The organism is Rhizobium sp. NZLR1 (assembly GCF_017357385.1).
GTDB lineage: Bacteria > Pseudomonadota > Alphaproteobacteria > Rhizobiales > Rhizobiaceae > Rhizobium.
The window spans coordinates 3,075,334-3,092,234 of the sequence record NZ_CP071632.1; the positions used below are offsets into that span (position 1 = coordinate 3,075,334).

Annotated in this window: 15 protein-coding genes and 1 other RNA gene; 3 read left to right on the forward strand and 13 right to left on the reverse strand. The window is 61.1% G+C overall.

The features are described 5' to 3' along the window. Positions 1 to 6: 6 nt before the first annotated feature. The 13 genes from mraY to J3O30_RS15370 form a co-directional block, all read right to left on the reverse strand. A complete protein-coding gene (gene mraY / locus J3O30_RS15310) occupies positions 7 to 1,107 on the reverse strand; it encodes a phospho-N-acetylmuramoyl-pentapeptide-transferase (RefSeq protein ID WP_207581131.1) in 1,101 nt (366 codons plus the stop codon). Positions 1,108 to 1,129: 22 nt separating this feature from the next. Then, positions 1,130 to 2,563 (reverse strand): UDP-N-acetylmuramoylalanyl-D-glutamyl-2,6-diaminopimelate--D-alanyl-D-alanine ligase, encoded by a 1,434-nt coding sequence (locus J3O30_RS15315; RefSeq protein WP_207581132.1) that lies wholly within the window; start codon positions 2,561 to 2,563, stop codon positions 1,130 to 1,132. Beyond that, positions 2,560 to 4,080, reverse strand: a complete 1,521-nt coding sequence (locus J3O30_RS15320; protein ID WP_207581133.1) for a UDP-N-acetylmuramoyl-L-alanyl-D-glutamate--2,6-diaminopimelate ligase — start codon at positions 4,078 to 4,080, stop codon at positions 2,560 to 2,562. Before J3O30_RS15320 ends, J3O30_RS15315 begins: the two co-directional genes overlap by 4 nt. Before the next feature lie 6 nt (positions 4,081 to 4,086). Then, positions 4,087 to 5,847 (reverse strand): penicillin-binding protein 2, encoded by a 1,761-nt coding sequence (locus tag J3O30_RS15325; RefSeq protein WP_164011719.1) that lies wholly within the window; start codon positions 5,845 to 5,847, stop codon positions 4,087 to 4,089. Further along, the gene (locus J3O30_RS15330) at positions 5,847 to 6,368 is read right to left on the reverse strand and encodes a hypothetical protein (protein ID WP_207581134.1); all 522 of its coding nucleotides are present in this window, start codon (positions 6,366 to 6,368) and stop codon (positions 5,847 to 5,849) included. The genes J3O30_RS15325 and J3O30_RS15330 overlap by 1 nt, the downstream gene beginning before the upstream one ends. A 1-nt stretch (position 6,369) precedes the next feature. Further along, complete coding sequence (gene rsmH / locus J3O30_RS15335; protein ID WP_207581135.1) at positions 6,370 to 7,395, reverse strand: 16S rRNA (cytosine(1402)-N(4))-methyltransferase RsmH; 1,026 nt, start codon at positions 7,393 to 7,395, stop codon at positions 6,370 to 6,372. Between the two features lie 17 nt (positions 7,396 to 7,412). After that, positions 7,413 to 7,850, reverse strand: a complete 438-nt coding sequence (gene mraZ, locus J3O30_RS15340; protein WP_221115800.1) for a division/cell wall cluster transcriptional repressor MraZ — start codon at positions 7,848 to 7,850, stop codon at positions 7,413 to 7,415. 426 nt (positions 7,851 to 8,276) lie between these two features. After that, positions 8,277 to 8,674, reverse strand: an RNA gene (gene rnpB / locus J3O30_RS15345) — RNase P RNA component class A. 53 nt (positions 8,675 to 8,727) lie between these two features. Beyond that, entirely contained in the window at positions 8,728 to 9,903 is a 1,176-nt protein-coding gene (locus tag J3O30_RS15350; RefSeq protein ID WP_207581137.1) for an FAD-dependent oxidoreductase, read from the reverse strand. 11 nt (positions 9,904 to 9,914) lie between these two features. Then, positions 9,915 to 11,102, reverse strand: coding sequence for an FAD-binding oxidoreductase (locus J3O30_RS15355; protein ID WP_207581138.1), 1,188 nt, complete (start codon positions 11,100 to 11,102; stop codon positions 9,915 to 9,917). A gap of 117 nt (positions 11,103 to 11,219) precedes the next feature. Further along, on the reverse strand, positions 11,220 to 11,747 hold the full coding sequence (locus J3O30_RS15360; protein WP_007630080.1) for a lytic transglycosylase domain-containing protein: 528 nt from the start codon (positions 11,745 to 11,747) through the stop codon (positions 11,220 to 11,222). 261 nt (positions 11,748 to 12,008) lie between these two features. After that, entirely contained in the window at positions 12,009 to 12,770 is a 762-nt protein-coding gene (locus tag J3O30_RS15365; protein WP_207581139.1) for an N-acetylmuramoyl-L-alanine amidase, read from the reverse strand. After that, complete coding sequence (locus tag J3O30_RS15370; RefSeq protein ID WP_207581140.1) at positions 12,767 to 13,474, reverse strand: DnaJ family molecular chaperone; 708 nt, start codon at positions 13,472 to 13,474, stop codon at positions 12,767 to 12,769. Before J3O30_RS15370 ends, J3O30_RS15365 begins: the two co-directional genes overlap by 4 nt. A 456-nt stretch (positions 13,475 to 13,930) precedes the next feature. On the opposite strand from J3O30_RS15370, the gene J3O30_RS15375 reads away from it, so the two are divergent. From J3O30_RS15375 to J3O30_RS15385, 3 genes are all read left to right on the forward strand, one after another. Next, positions 13,931 to 15,142, forward strand: a complete 1,212-nt coding sequence (locus J3O30_RS15375) for a pyrophosphate--fructose-6-phosphate 1-phosphotransferase (RefSeq protein WP_207581141.1) — start codon at positions 13,931 to 13,933, stop codon at positions 15,140 to 15,142. A 58-nt stretch (positions 15,143 to 15,200) separates the two neighbouring features. Beyond that, complete coding sequence (locus tag J3O30_RS15380) at positions 15,201 to 15,836, forward strand: LysE family translocator (RefSeq protein ID WP_017965118.1); 636 nt, start codon at positions 15,201 to 15,203, stop codon at positions 15,834 to 15,836. A 115-nt stretch (positions 15,837 to 15,951) separates the two neighbouring features. Then, complete coding sequence (locus J3O30_RS15385; RefSeq protein ID WP_207581142.1) at positions 15,952 to 16,881, forward strand: lytic transglycosylase domain-containing protein; 930 nt, start codon at positions 15,952 to 15,954, stop codon at positions 16,879 to 16,881. The last annotated feature ends 20 nt before the right edge of the window (positions 16,882 to 16,901 follow it).

Here is a 16,901-nt window from a genome sequence, read left to right on the forward strand (position 1 = left end):
GTCGGCTCACCGCAGTTTCAGCGTCGAGAGGCCAAGCATGGCAAGGCCGACGGCGATGATCCAGAAGCGGATCACTACCTGGCTCTCGGTCCACCCCTTCTTCTCGAAGTGATGATGGATCGGCGCCATCAGGAACACGCGCCGGCCGGTCATCTTGAAGAAGCCGACCTGGATGATCACCGAGAGCGTCTCGATGACGAAGAGGCCGCCGATGATCGCCATGACGATCTCGTGTTTGGTGGCGACGGCAACGGTGCCGATCGTGCCGCCGAGTGCGAGCGAACCGGTGTCGCCCATGAAGATGGCGGCCGGCGGCGCATTGAACCAGAGAAAGCCGAGACCGGCGCCGATGACCGCGCCGAGGACGACGGCGAGCTCGCCGGTGCCGGGCACGAAATTGATCTGCAGGTAGTTCGCAAACACCACGTTGCCGGCGAGATAGGCAATGACGCCGAAGGAGGCGGCAGCGATCATCACAGGCACGATGGCAAGCCCGTCGAGGCCGTCAGTCAGGTTGACGGCATTGCCGGCGCCGACGATGACAAAGCCGCCGAAGACGACGAACATGATGCCGATATTGATCATGAAGTCCTTGAAGAAAGGAAAGGCGATCGAAGAACCGAAGGTCGAACCGGCAATGCCCGAGGCAAGGGCGGTGCGCATCATGAAATAGACGGCAATGCCGGCGATGACAAATTCGATGCCGAGACGGGCCTTGCCGGAAAAGCCCATGTGGCTCTGCTTCGTGACCTTGAGATAATCGTCGTAGAAGCCAATCGCGCCGAAGCCGAGCGTCACCAGCAAAGTGGCGACGACATAAACGTTGGAAAGATCGGCCCACAGCAGCGACGCGCCGACGATGCCGGCAAGGATCATCAGCCCGCCCATGGTCGGGGTGCCGGCCTTCTTGAAATGCGTCTGCGGCCCGTCGGCACGGATCGGCTGGCCCTTGCCTTGGCGGATGCGCAGCGAATTGATGATCGTCGGCCCGAACAGGAAGACGATCAGCGCCGAGGTGAACAGAGCGGCCCCTGTGCGGAAGGTAATATATCTGAACAAGTTCAGAAATTTGAAATATTCCGACAGTTCGACAAGCCAGATCAGCATTCAGGGCCCCTTGTTTACCCGATCAAAGTTCGCGTTGCGTGTCGGAAAATGGCGGGAACTTGTCAAGGAGCGCGGCGACGATCTTGCCGAAACCGATGCCCAGAGACGATTTCACCATCAACACGTCGCCTGGTGCGACCGAGTTCAATACATAATCCGTCAATTCGCCAGTGTTCTCGCGATATTCGACATGGACGCTTTCCGGCAGCGATTCCTTGAGCGCAGCCATTTCTGCTCCTGCGAGCCAGACATGTTCGATGCCGGCCGCAAGCACCGGTACGGCAAGATCGGTATGAACCTTCTGCGCATACTCCCCCATCTCCAGCATGTCGCCGAGCACGGCGATACGGCGTCCGCCGCCGGTCGGCTCGGAAGCCGCCAGCAGTGCGATCGCCGCGCGCATCGAAGCCGGATTGGCATTGTAGCTCTCGTCGATCAGCGTGAAGCGGCCGCTGCCGACCGAAAGCCGGTGGCGCTTGCCCCTGCCCTTTTCAGGCCTCAGAGTCGTGAGCGCTTCGATCGCCTTTTCCATGTCGGCGCCGACGATCCTGACGACGCCGAGCGCTGCGAGAGCATTCTCGGCGATATGGCGGCCGGGCGCGCCGATCGCGACCTCCAGCGTCTCACCGCCGATCGTCAGCCACAGCGTCGAGTTCTCGTCCGAGCCGTTGAATTCCGCCAGCCGGAATTCGGCCTTGGCATGCTGGCCGAAGGAATGGATATGCTCGACGCCGAGCGACTGCGCCGTGCGGTCGAGGAAATTGAACTGGTCATTGTCGCGGTTGAGCACGACATGGCCGCCCGGTTCGAGCCCCTCGAAGATCTCGGCTTTGGCGGCGGCGATTTCCTTGATGTTCTTGAAATTGCCGAGATGCGCCGGCGCGATTGTGGTGACGATGGCGACATCGGGACGGATCATCGCTACCAGCGGCCGGATCTCACCGGGATGGTTCATTCCGACTTCGAAGACGCCGTAATCCGTATCCTCAGGCATGCGCGCCAGCGTCAGCGGCACACCCCAATGATTGTTGAAGGAGGCGACGGAAGCATGCACCTTGCCGGAGGGCGACAGCACGTGCCGCAGCATCTCCTTGGTGGTCGTCTTTCCCACAGATCCCGTCACCGCGATGATCCGGGCCTTAGAGCGCTCGCGCGAAGCAAGGCCGAGCCGGCCGAGTGCTGCGAGCACGTCCTCCACGACGATCATCGGCACCGTCAGGCGGCCCATGGCCGGAAGTCTCGCCTCGCTGACGACAAGAAGGGAGGCGCCGTTTGCCGTCGCCATCGATGCGTAGTCATGACCGTCGACACGGTCACCCTTGATCGCGAAGAAGGCTTCGCCCGGAGTGATCGAGCGGCTGTCGATGGAAATGCCGGTGATGCCTTCGGGCGGAGTGCCGAAGGGGCGCCCCGCCATTGCTGCGATCATATCTTCGGTCGTCCAGAGCCAGCTCAAGATTGCGGTTCCTCCAAGGCCTTGCGCACCTCCGCATGATCGGAAAACGGCAGGGTAACGCTGCCGATCGTCTGCCCTTCCTCATGCCCCTTGCCGGCGACGATCAGCGTATCGCCGGATCTCAACATGCCAACCGCCTCGCGGATCGCCGTGGCGCGATCGGCGATTTCCGAGGCGCCGGGTGCTGCCGCCATGATCTCCGCCCGAATCGAGGCCGGCTCCTCCGAGCGCGGATTATCGTCGGTGACGATGACGACGTCGGCAAGTCGGCAGGCGATTTCGCCCATGATCGGCCGTTTGCCGCGATCACGGTCGCCGCCACAGCCGAAGACAACGACGACGCGGCCCGTGGTGAAGGGTCTGACCGAGCCTAGCACGTTTTCCAGCGCATCCGGCTTGTGGGCGTAGTCGACATAGGCGAGCGCGCCATCTTTCGTATGGCCGACCAGTTCGAGACGGCCGGACGCACCGATGAGTTTTTCGAGCGCGGCCATCGCAACCTTCGCCGCAACGCCGGTCGACATGGCAAGCCCGGCCGCGACCAGGGCGTTGGCGACCTGAAAATCGCCGGCCAGCGGAATGTCCACCTCGAAGATCTCGCCGTCGATATGGATCTCGGCGGTCTGCTTGTGGCGGAAGTGCTCGACGCGTTTCAAGGCGAGGTAATCGCCCTTGCGCCCGACAGTGCGGACGTCGTGACCGGCATCGGTCGCAGCCTTGATCGCCTGCGCCGACCACAGATCATCGGCGAAGATCACCGCCGGCGACCCCTTCGGCAGCAGCACATCGAAAAGCCGCATCTTGGCGGCCATATATTCTTCAACGGTCGGATGATAATCCATGTGGTCGCGGCCGAGATTGGTGAAGGCGGCCGCCGCAAGCCTAGCGCCGTCGAGCCGGCATTGGTTGAGGCCGTGGCTGGAAGCCTCCATCGCCGCATGCGTGACACCTTCATCGGCAAGTTCGGCCAAGAGCTTGTGCAGCGACACCGGATCGGGCGTCGTCAGCGAACCATATTCGTTGCGCGTCGGCGAGACGACGCCGGTCGTGCCGATCATTGCCGCAGCATGACCCGCATGCGCCCAGATCTGCCGTGTGAAGGAGGCGACGGAAGTTTTGCCCGCCGTGCCGGTGACGGCGACTATGGTCTCGGGCTGCCTGGCGAAGAAGCGCGAAGCGGCGATCGAAAGGAAACGGCGAGGCTCTTTGACCGCAAGCACCGGGATGGAGGCATCGATGGCTTGGGAGGCGATCGCGACGGCAGCGCCCCGGCCGGCGGCATCCGCGATGAAGCCCGCGCCGTCCGCCTTGGTGCCGGCAACCGCGACGAAGGCATTGCCCGGCGCCACATGGCGGCTGTCAGAAGACAGGCCTGAGATGTCAAGCAAGCCTGCCGGGCCTTCGAGCTGTGCTTCAAGTTCCGGAAACTGATCTCCGGCCAGGTCTCGCAATTTCATCGAATGCACTTTTCTCTCTTGAAACCGGTTCACCCCTCGCGAATCGGCGCCGATATTCATTCACACTCAATAAGACACCAGCAAGGCCGATCCGCCCTCCCCGAATTTCGGCTCGATGCCGAGAATGGGGGCCGCACGGCTGATGATCTCGCGGGCGATCGGGCCTGCGGTACCGGCGGAGATCGTTCCGCCATAGGCCTTCTCGCCGGTTTTCGGCTCATCGCAGAAGGTGATCACGGCATATCTCGGATCGTTGATCGGGAATGCGGCAATGAAGGAATTGAAGTTCAGCGTCGCCGAATAACGACCGTTCACCACCTTGTCGGCCGTGCCGGTCTTGCTGCCGACGGCAAAGCCCGGCACGCGGGCGACGCGGCCCGATCCCTTGTATCCGTTGAAATCGAGGAGATAGCGGATCTCGTCGCTGGTCGTCTTCTTGATCACCTGCGTGGCGATCTCATCGGCCTGTTCGCGGCTGCGCGGCAGGAATGTCGGCTCGATCAGCTTGCCGCCGTTAACGAGGGCGGCCGCCGCCACGCCTGTCTGCAGCGCCGTCGTCGAGACGCCATGGCCGAAGGAAATCGTGATAGAATTGATCTTCTTCCAGACGCGCGGCTGGCTCGGCATCTTCACCTCAGGCAGTTCGGTCTGCATCTTCGTCAAGAGGCCGAACTTGGTCAGATAATCCTTCTGCGCGTCGATGCCGACAATGTCGATGACGCGCGCCGTGCCGATATTCGACGAATACTGGAAAATCTCAGGCACGGTCAGCCAGCGGCGCTGCCCATGGAAATCGTGGATGGTGAAGCCGCCGATATAGATCGATTTGCTGGCATCGAAACTGTCGGTCATCTTGACCTTGCCGCTGTCGAGCGCCATCGCCAGCGAAAAGGTCTTGAAAGTCGATCCCATTTCGAAGGTGCCGTTGGTCATCCGGTTGAGCCAACCCTCCTTGGCCCCTTGCTGCGGATCGTTCGGATCGAAATCCGGCGCCGAGGCCATCGCCAGCACTTCCCCGGTATGCACGTCGATAACAGCGGCACCGGCGCCCTTGGACTGGAAGTTGTTGACGGCGTTGACGACCGCGTCCCGGACGATGTTCTGGACGCGCAGGTCGATCGAAAGCCGCACCGGCTCGAGAGGCTGGTCGCTGGTCATGCCGACCGAGGCGAGGTCGGCGAGCCCCTGGTCGTCGATATATTTCTCCATCCCGGCAACGCCACGATTGTCGATGTTAACGTAGCCGAGGATGTGCGCGGCGGTAGAGCCGCCCGGATAGAACCGGCGCTTCTCCGGCCGGAAGCCGATGCCGGGAATGCCGAGGGCCAGGATCTGGCTCTGCTGCTTCGGCGTCAGCTGCCGGCGCAACCAGGCGAAATGCGAGGTCTTCGCCGAGAGCTTTTTATAGGTGTCCCTGACGTCGAGTTCGGGCAGCACCGTCGCAAGCTTCTCGACCGCCTCGTCGGCATCGACGATCTTGTTGGGCTCGGCAAACAGCGAGACGGTGCGGATGTCGGTCGCCAGCACTTCGCCGTTGCGGTCGAGAATGTCGGGGCGCGAGGCCATCAGCCGATCGGGCGGCAGGATGCTGGAGACGACCTCCTGATCCTTCATTGCATATTCGACAAGACGGCCGCCGATAATGACGTAGACACCCATGAAGCCGAGGATCAGCAGGCCGACGCGGCTTTTAGCCTGCCCTGATTTCTTCTTGCGGGAGCCCTCGATCGCCAGGCCGGCAGGGGAAGGACCGCCGAACCGATTATAGACGCCGGCAGAAAAATGCGCCTGGCTCTTCAAGACCATGATGCGGGAAAGAAACGACATTATTCCACCGACCCCGTTTCGATCTCATCTGCATCATCTTCCGGCTCGACGCGCGGCGCGGGCTTTGGAACAGGCCGCGCCTTCGTCGTGACGGTCGCCCCGGCAAGAGCCGCGCCTTTGGCGCCGGCCTCGGTAACGCTCTTGGCGTTGGCCTCGGTCGCGCCCTTGGCGCTGGGCTCGGTCGCGCTTTTAGCGCTGGCCTTGGCCTCCGTCACGTCGGGCACCGGAACCTCGGACTTCAACATCGGCAATTCTTTGGCATGCACCAGCGCCGTCGATTGCGTCGGCTGCAGCTGCAATTCGTCATCATAGGCCTTGACCAACCGTTCAAGACGGTTCGGCTGCGATTGCAGCGCCCAGTCGGCCTTGAGAAGGTCGATGGTGTCCTCTTCGAGCTTGATCTCCGCTTCGAGGCGATGAACCTCCTCGAGCTTCAATTCGGCGCGATGCTTGATCGTATAGGTGACGGCGGCGGTGGCCGTCATGACGCCGATGAGCACGAGATCGAACGTTTTCAACATGTCAACCTCCAAGCTTTCCGAGACTGGCGAGATTGGGAAACCCAAAGAGCGACATATCCGCGGCCTCGGCCGCAGCCTCCGTCCTCAGTCCGGCGCGCAGTTTGGCGGAGCGGGCGCGCGGATTGATCTCCGCCTCCGCATCGCTTGCCGAAACCATCGGCTTGCCGATCGCCGCAAAGGTTGCCGCCCGCTCATGCGCGACAGGCAGATGCCGCGACCCCGCCGCCTTGCCGGCACGATCGGAGAAGAATTTTTTGACGATGCGGTCTTCGAGCGAATGAAAGGTGACGACGACGAGCCTCCCGCCCGGCTTCAGCGCTGCTTCCGCCGCAAACAGTGCCTGCGCCAGTTCGGCGAGCTCATCGTTGACGAAGATGCGCAAGGCTTGGAAGACGCGCGTTGCCGGATGGATCTTGTCCTTCATCTTACGTGGAGTGACGAGCTCGATGAGACCTGCAAGATCGCGCGTCGTCTCGAACGGCTTTTCCTCGCGGCGCTTCTCGATTGCATGCGCGATGCGCGGCGACTGGCTTTCCTCGCCGAGAAAATGGAAAATGCGGATGAGATCGGCGACTTTGGCGCGATTGACGACATCGGCGGCCGAAACGCCTGTCGCCGACATGCGCATGTCGAGCGGTCCATTCTTCTGAAAGGAGAAACCGCGCTCGGCCTCATCGATCTGCATGGAGGAAACGCCGATATCGAGCACGACGCCGTCAAGTCCGCCTTGCGGCACATGATCGGCAAGATGTGAGAATTGCGAATGAACGAGCTTGAGACGGTCACCATGGGCGGCGACCATTGCCTGGCCAGCGGCAATCGCCGTTGGATCGCGGTCGAGCGCGATCACCTCGGCGCCGGCAGCAAGGATGGCCGAGCTGTAACCGCCCGCACCGAAGGTACCGTCGAGAATGAGCTTGCCGGGCGTGGGCGCCAGCGCTGAAAGCACTTCATCGAGAAGGACAGGAATGTGACGAACCGGTCCGCCACCGGCATCAGTTGAACCTCCGCCAGGATTCGCCACCATTCCGTTCCCTCGTTCTTTCAGGAACGCTTGCCCGCCAGCTTGCGCTCCCCTCGTGCCTGCACCTGCGCAGCCACAAAAGCCTGCGGCTGCCAGAGCTGAAAATAGTCCGCCCGACCGACGAAGGTCACTTCGTCCGAGATGCCGGTAAAGCCGCGAATGAAATCCGTGACCATCAGCCGTCCCTCGGCGTCGAGCTTCATGAAGACCCCGCCTCCATGAATGAGAAGCGACATCTCGTTCGCATCCGGCGAAAACGGATCCTCCGCAGCAATCCGCCGTTCGAATCTTTCGAGAAGATCCGGACCGCCGACGCTGATCGCCGGAAACACAAAGTCCTGGAAGCAATAGAGCTCCTGAACATTGCGCTGCGCCAGCACGGAACGGAACGCGGAAGGCACGGAAACCCTGCCTTTGGCATCGATCCTGTTGGTCGCACTCGAAAGGAAGCGGCTCATCACACGAAACATCCGTTCCCGCAGGGATCCGGACCAAAAGACGCCCGAAACTCCCGATATCAGACACAGCTTCGCAAGCCGGATGAGCAAAAACCCCTCCGACGCTTCCGGAAAGGAAGACGCCTTTGCTTTGCGATGAATGGGCAGATGATTGCCCCGGTGCAGTGCGCATTTGGGATAGCATGGGACCATATGGGCGTCAATGGGATGCGCCCATTTTGCAGTGGACGCATGATCAAAAATTTATAAGCCGTTAAGTTTAACAAAGGGTTAGGATCACCCTCTCACGATGGCGCGCAACCGTGCTTTCGCAAAAAGAATTTTCGCCCGGCGGATTGCATGAGCATCCACTTGAAAACTTTCAGTTTCAGCAACTTATCTGGAAGTGATTCTTGAAATTGCGGCTTGATCGCGCCACAAAAGTTAATCGCCAGTTGGCCTGTAAGCCGGGTTCTGTATGGCTCCGGCGTGAACCGGAACGTGGCAGCCATTCCTCTGGGACAGCGCTCGCACGCTGCCTCGCGCAACCCACCCGGATGGCTGGCCTGGAAACCGGCCGGAAGGCCTTTCGGCCTGCCACGTCATCCCTATTCGGTCTTGCTCCCGGTGGGGTTTACCGTGCCATTTCCGTTGCCGGAGATGCGGTGGGCTCTTACCCCACCCTTTCACCCTTACCTGTCATGACAGGCGGTTTGCTTTCTGTGGCACTTTCCCTGAGGTCGCCCTCGCCGGACGTTATCCGGCACCGTGTTTCCGTGGAGCCCGGACTTTCCTCACCCTACCGCCTTTCGGCATTGATAAAGCGCGGCTGCCCAGCCAACTGGCAGGGCTCCCATAAACGAGAGAGAGGGCAATTGCCACCGAAATCAAAATTTATTTAGCGAAATTGCGGTGTGAAATCCGTGGAGTAGCCTTGTTCGCTGATTCCGCCTGCCAAAAGCAGCTCGGCCCCAAGCCGGCCGATTTCGTCCGAACTCTTGGCCGACGTGCCAGCACAGCCCGTCGCCACCGCGATTTCTGGCGATGAGGTATAGCCGATCATCGGGTAACCACTCGCCGTCTGCGACACGACGCAGGCGGCCGTCGAAATCGAGAGCGGCACCAAGTCGGGCACGAGACCTTCAACGATGCGCTTGAGGTGTGCCCCCACGCTGTCGCGCCCTTCTGTTTTGAACCAGGCCCGCATCGCCGCCTCGTCGCCGAGTGCCAAATCGTCGGGATCACCGCCGATCTTCAGGTAGAGTTTGCCGTCGGGATAGCGGATCGGCGGCAGCAGATAGATATGGAGGCCGGGCACATTTAGAATGAGCGACGGCATGGTCGCAAGGCGCGCCGCGTCGGTCTCGCTCACTTCGAAAAGCGTGACGGTCCGACCATAAACCGTCATGGCAACGGGCTTCGGCAACAGATTCTCGGCAATAGAAAATCCGCCCGCAGCCAGCAGCACCTTTTCACCGCGATAGGTCCGGCCGCCTGCAGTCTCGACGACAGCCGATCCGCCCTCGCTGCGGATCGAGACGACATGGTCGCAAATGACGGCAGCACCTGCCCTTTCAGCCAGCAGCGACTGCGCCTTCACCAGCTTGCGCGGGCTGATATGCCCGGCCCCTCTCGCCTCGAAGACGCCGGCGGCGCCATCGGGGAAGGCGAAGAAGGGAAAGGCGGCCTTCAGCCCGGCCGCGTCGAGAAGGCTGGTTTCGACGTCCAGCAAAACGGCAGCCTGCCGGGTCTTTTCGAGATAATCGCTTCGATCAAGCGCGACAACGACGCAGCCGGCCTCGCGATAAAAGTCGATGCCGCTGTCGCGGGCGATCTCGCCATAGCGACCGATCGAGCGGTTGGCGAGCAGCGCCCAGTTGCGGTCAGGATCGATGGTGCGGGTGATGCGCCCTTCATCGTAATGGCTGGCGAAAACGCCTTGATGCGCCTTGCGATCATCAGGTTCGTCCGGGCCGATCACCGCAACACCGTCCGCTTGGCGCGCCAGATGCCGCGCCGCCGCAGCCCCCATTAGCCCGCGCCCAACGACGATGTATTTGAAATCGATTGTCATCGCATTTCTCCTCAAACGAAGACCGGCGTGAGTTCACTGCCGAAATCCGCGTCGCCAAGTTGCCCTTCCGTAAGAAGCACCGCTCCCAGCCGCCCAAGTTCGTCGGAGGATTTGGCCGCGACGAAATTGCCGCCGGTGAGCACCGCGATGCGCGGCGACTGGGTATATCCGGCATAGGGATAACCGGTCGGTGTGAAATTCGCCACGCAGGGCGCCGAAGTGACCGGGCAGCTGGCAAGCTCCGGCATCAGTTGCAGGGCGATGGCTGAGAGATTATCGCGCTCGGCAGCATTGCCGTCTGAACGGAACCACGCGCCGACATCCTCCAACCTGTCGAAGGAAAGTGCCTCGGTGTCGCCACCGAGCTTCAGATAGGTCTTGCCGTCGGGATAACGCACCGGCGGCAGGATATAGATGTGGTCCTCCTCCCGGTCGCCGAGCACGATCGTCGACGGCATATCACCGAAGGTCGCCATCTCGCGCTCGCCGATCTCGTAGAAGGCGACCGTGCGCGCCAGGACTCTGGTGTCGACAGGACGCGGCAGCAGGGCATGGAAATTACTGAAACCGCCGGCAGCGACCAACACGCGCTCGGCGCTGTAGCGTCTGTCGCCGACCGTCACCTCGACATGCGAACCGGCATCGCGCACCGATGTCGCAGTTGCCTCGATCAGCGCAACACCGCCCTGTTCGGCAAGCCTCGTCTGCGCCCGCACCAGTGCCCGCGGGTTGATGTGCCCGGCGCGCTTGCGCTCGAAATATCCCGTGAAATCAGGATCGACGGCAAGATAGGAAAAACGTTGGCGAAGTTCCGACGGCGCGATGGTCTCGATATCGCTGCCAAGCGTCCGGCTGACAGTCAGCGCCCGGTTGATGTAGTCCCGCTCATCCTTCACCGTCGGACCGGTGAAGAGGCAGCCGACCTCCGAATAGAAGGAAATGCCGCTCCTTGCCTCGATCTCGCCGTAGCGGTCGAGCGCCCGGGCGGCGAAACTTCCCCAGGCCAGATTGCCGTCGAAGGTGCGGGTGATGCGCGCTTCGTCGTAATGGCTGGCGAATATCCCCTCGTGGGCGTTGCGTTGCTCCGGCTCGCGCGGGCCGATCAATGCAATGCCGTCGGCCATCGACGAGAGGTGTCGTGCGGCAGCGGCACCCATCATGCCGCGTCCGATGATGATGAACCTGAAATCGACTGCCATATCTAACCTCGTATCGAGGTAGCCCACCTCGTTTCAGGTGGGGATATCACGGCGAGCGTCCTGATTCATATCGCAAAAATGCCGGAAAGAAATTTCTCCCGACCCGTCTGGCGAAGCTCAATCGAGCATCGCCAGCACCTTGCCGCAATAGGTCTTGGATACCGGGTTCATGCGGGTAGCGGCATGGCCGGCATTGTATTTCAGGATAGTGTTGCAGGTCTGCCCGCCACCGAGCTGATGGGCGGCCGCCAGATATTTCATCCCGTATTTGATGTTGGTCTCCGGATCGAACAGGCCTTTCTTCGTACCGGAGTAACCCATCATCCGCGCCGTCGCCGGCTTGATCTGCATCAGGCCGACTTCGCCGGCGCTGCCGCGGGCATTCGGATTGAAATTGCTCTCGACACGCACGACAGCCTGGGCGAGCGCGACGGGCACGTTGTATTCGGCGGCATATTTATTGATCAGCACGGCATAGGGAGTGCTCGTGGAAAAATCCGGCATGGCGTAACCGCTCTGGCGATCGACGGTTTTCAACGAGATGGTTTCGGCCCTGGCACCCCAGTCATCCCCCGCCAAGGCAAAACTATATCCCGCCAGCAGCATGCCAACGCATGCCGCAGCACCAACAATCATATTCTTCATGTAGTCTATTCACTCCGACCCATAGAATTGCAGGACTGCGCGCCTCGCCGTCATCCGGTTATACGCGATCAAGGATTGACCGTGTTCCGCAGCAATTCTTATCGTTTCATTTGGCGCTCATCGTTACACTTGGAAAGGCCGCGAGCGCTGTTCAGCGGGCGTTCTTAGACCATCGCAATGAGGAGATAATAGGGAAATGATGTGGCGAGGTGGTTTTCCCGCCGGTCGCGAGAAATCCGCCCTGATGTCCGGCTCTTCCGCTCAGGAATAACGCGTCAGCGCCGACAGCAGCCGGTGCAGCGTATCGATTGTCGAGAAATCGGCGATGCCGTCCACCCGTTCGGGACGAAAATGGCGTTGGAAGGCTTCCACGTCACCCGCCGTCTTTTCGGAAAATTGACCTGTGATTTCAGTGCTGTAGCCATAGAGAGACAGCATCGACTGCAGTGCTTCGACAGGCTGGCCGGCGTCACCCCGCTGGAAGAAGCGTCCGCCGGTGATCGTTGCCGGCTCGACCCAGTGCCCGATGCCCGCCCGGTGAAGCTCGGCCCAGGGGAATTTTTCGCCCGGATCAACCTTGCGGATCGGGGCTACATCGGAGTGCCCGAGGACCCGTTCCGGCGCGATCGACCAACGTTTGACACAGTCGCGACACAATTCGATCACCGCGGTGATCTGCTCATTCGGATAATCGGGAAGCCCGCCGGGATGGCCGGCATTGGCGATCTCGATACCGATCGACAGCGAATTGATATCCGTCTCGCCCTGCCAACTGCTCTTTCCAGCGTGCCAGGCACGCCGCGCCTCCGGTACGAGCTGCACCACCTCACCGTTCCCATGCACGAAATAGTGGCTGGAAACCTGGCTTTCGACGCGACAGAGCCAGTCGAGCGCGCCATCTGCCGTTGGCATGCCGGTATAGTGCAACAGGACCATGTCTGGACGGCGCCCGTCCGCCCGCTCGCCGTGGTTTGGCGAAGGCTGCACGCGGGCGCTGCGGCAGTCGGCCTCGAACGAGGTCATGCGGCACGGCGTTCCTTCTCGATCGCCGCATAGGCTGCATTCAGCGCCGCCATGCGTTCGTTGGCGATCACGTGGAATTCCTTGGGCACGCCGCGCGAGATCAGCCGGTCGGGATGATGTTCGCTGACGAGGCCATGGTAGCGGCGGCGGATGGTCGGGAAATCATCCGACGGCGAGACGCCGAGCACCTTATAGGGATCGCCGCCGGACGAGACATGGCGTGCGGCGATCTGCTCGAAGCGGGTCTCGCTCATCTGGAAGATCTCACCGATATGGCCGAGGAAATTCAGTTCCTTCTCGTGGATCAGCCCATCGGCCTTGGCGATGTGGAAGAGGCCGTCGAGCACGTCTTCCAGCACGGTGCAATTGGCCGCGCAGGTGACGCAGAGCGTAGAGAGCCGTTCGGCATAGGCCTCGTAGCCAGCGACGTCCTGGCGTGCAAGGTTGTAAAGCCTGGCGACGTTCTTTGCCTGATCCTGTGGGAATTCGAAGATTTCGCGGAAGGCTTCGACCTCCTTCTCGCTGACGATGCCGTCGGCCTTGGCCATCTTGGCTGACAGCGCGATGATCGCCACGGAGAAAGCCACTTTGCGCCGGGTCTCGGGATCGCCTTCGAAAACTGTTCGGATAGCCTCGACCACCGCAGACAGCGCATTGCCCGCGGTATTGCCAATGGCATTCAACAGTTTTTCCCAGAAGGACATCGAAATCTCTCGCATGCTTATCGACTTATATGCAAACAGCTTGACCAAAGAATCGTAGCCTTTGCAAGGCGGCTATTGGTCGTAGGGCCGAACACAGTTTTCACGATTTTGTAATTGTCGCACTGCAGCAAAGGATTCTCGTGCACTCGGCACTTCCGCTACGGTGCGCGCCTCGCCGGCAATTTCCACAACTGTTCTCGGCAGTCAGAACCGGCCTGAAACGATTATATCAGTTCTTCCGGTCACTACGCGGCAGAAAGGCGCTATTTCGTAAATTCTTTACTTTACAGGCTCCTTTCCCTGCCGCATCCATGCGCTCATGCATTTCGCCCGGAAGTGCAGCGGTTCCGGGATGACGACGTGCATAACAACAATGAGCTAAGCGCATCGCTTGAATCGACTTTGATGCGACGCCTATAGCTGATGCCGCCGCACCGAAACGCCATAGGAGGGATCATGGCCAAGCAGAAAGTTGCAATGCTGACCGCCGGAGGCCTTGCGCCCTGTCTCTCCTCCGCCGTCGGCGGCCTCATCGAACGCTACAGCGACATCGCCCCCGACCTCGATATCGTCGCCTACAAGTCCGGCTACCAGGGCGTACTGCTCGGCGACAGCATCGAGATCACCCGCGAAATGCGCGAAAAGGCGCCGCTGCTGCATCGCTACGGCGGCTCGCCGATCGGCAACAGCCGCGTCAAGCTCACCAACGCCGCCGATTGCGTCAAGCGCGGCTTGGTCAAGGAAGGTGAGAACCCGCTGCGGATTGCCGCCGAACGCCTCGCCAATGATGGTATCACCATTCTCCACACGATCGGCGGCGACGACACCAACACCACGGCCGCCGACCTTGCCGCCTATCTCGCCGCCAACGGTTACAACCTCACCGTCGTCGGCCTGCCGAAGACTGTCGACAACGACGTCGTGCCTATCCGCCAGTCGCTCGGCGCCTGGACGGCCGCCGAAGTCGGCGCGCATTTCTTCGACAATGTCGGCAACGAACAGACGGCCGCCCCCCGCACCCTCGTCATCCACGAGGTCATGGGCCGCCATTGCGGCTGGCTGACGGCCGCTACCGCCCGCGCCTATCTCCAGCGCACCAGCCGCAATCAGTATGTCGACGGCCTGATGATGAACGCACATCTGAAGAGCATCGACGCCGTCTACCTGCCTGAGATGGCCTTCGACCTCGACGCCGAGGCTGCCCGCCTGAAGGAGAGCATGGACCGCAACGGCCACGCCACGGTCTTCGTCTCCGAAGGCGCCTGCCTCGACGCCATCGTCACGGAGCGCGAAGCCGCCGGCGAGACCGTCAAGCGCGACGCCTTCGGCCATGTGAAGATCGACACGATCAATGTCGGCGCCTGGTTCCAGAAGCAGTTCGCCAGCCTGTTGAACGCCGAACGTTCGCTCGTGCAGAAATCAGGCTACTTCGCCCGATCGGCGCCGGCCAACGGCGACGATCTCCGGCTGATCCAAAGCATGGTCGATCTCGCCGTCGAAAGCGCGCTCAACAAAGTCTCCGGCGTCACCGGCCATGATGAAGCGCAGAACGGTAAATTGCGCACTATAGAATTTCCGCGCATCAAGGGCGGCAAGGCTTTTGACCTTTCGACGGCATGGTTTGCCGAAGTCATGGACAATATAGGTCAGAAATACAAAGAAGCGTGATTGACGGATGGTTAATATGATGTCTTTGCTTGTTCCCGAGGAATAGGGAGGAGACACCATGTCACTTGAAGCTTGGCTCGCTTTTGCGGCCGCATCCGCCATTATGCTGGCCATACCGGGGCCGACGATACTGCTCGTCGTTTCCTATGCGCTCGGTCATGGCCGCAGGACTGCGTTTGCAACGGTGAGCGGCGTGGCGCTGGGTGACTTCACCGCGATGACGGCGTCTCTCTTTGGTCTCGGCGCCGTCCTGGCCGCCTCCGCCACCCTTTTCACCGTCCTGAAGTGGATCGGCGGCGCCTACCTGATCTGGCTGGGAATCAAGCTCTGGCGGGCTCCCATCATCGGCGAACCGGTTGCCGACAACGACAATCTGCCGGAAGAGAAGTCGCTCAAGATCTTCCTCCACGCCTATGTCGTCACCGCCCTCAATCCGAAGAGCATTATCTTCTTCGTCGCCTTCGTGCCGCAATTCCTCAATCCGGCCCTGCCTTTCGTCGGTCAGATGGCGATCATGGAGGCCACATTCCTCGTACTGGCGATCCTCAACGCTTCCACCTATGCGTTTCTCGCCCATACCGCGCGCGGACTGATTCGCAAGGCGAGCATCCAGCGCGCCGTAAACCGTACCGGCGGCACGCTGCTCATCGCTGCAGGCGCCGTAACGGCCGGGTATCGCCGTATTGCAGCCTAGTAACATTGCGTGGTTGCCGGAATGTCACAAATAGGTTAATGGGGTCACCAGGGCTTAAGGTTTTTAGTAACTTTTATACGCTGCCGGGGCGGCGCGATTTCACGAAAGTGGCGGAATGGTAGCGATCGGATTGTCCGGCCTGAAACGCAGTCTTGTCGTTTCGACGATACTCTGCGGCGTGATGACGGGATGCGCCAGCGTCGAATACACATCTCAGGCCGAACTGACAGCCGCCCAGACCGTTGTGCCGATGCCTAAACCCGGTGAATACGCCACGCTTGCTGCGATTCCGACAGCCGAAGGCACAGCCGGTCAGGCAGTCGCCGGCGCCACCCTTCCCCAGGCATCCCCTTCCCTGACCGCGACGGCGATGCCGACCGTGACAGCCTCTCAGCCTGCCGACCTCGCCATACAGCCGGCAGCCTATGCGCAAATTCCGCTGACGCCCGAAATGACGGCGATCCAGTCGGTGGTGCCGACGCCGCGTCCAGGATCCCCTGCGCAGCCGACGACGCAGCTTGCCTTTGCCGCGACACCGCAGAACGGCGCGCTTGCGGCACTTGCCGCAGTCGACACGACGCCGCGTTCCAGCATGGACTACGGGTTCGATGAATCCGGGCCGATCGATCCGCCGACGGCGCCGCCGATGTTTAGCGACGACGACAAGGACGATGCGCCGACCGTCGAAAAGAGCTTCGTTACCAAGCTCATTCAGAAATATTCGAAGCTCTACGAAATTCCCGAGACGCTGCTCCACCGCATCGTCCATCGCGAGAGCCGCTACAACGCCAAGGCCTACAACAAGCGCGGCTATTTCGGCCTCATGCAGATCAAGTACAACACCGCCAAATCCATGGGGTATGACGGCGCCCCCGGCGGTCTTTTCGATGCCGAGACCAACATCAAATATGCCGCGAAATATCTGCGCGGCGCCTGGCTCGTCTCCGACAGCAAGGAAGACGATGCCGTGCGCCTCTATGCGCGCGGCTATTATTACGACGCCAAGCGCAAGGGCATGACCGACATCGCCCAGGGCAACTATTAAGCAATAGAACGACTGAAACG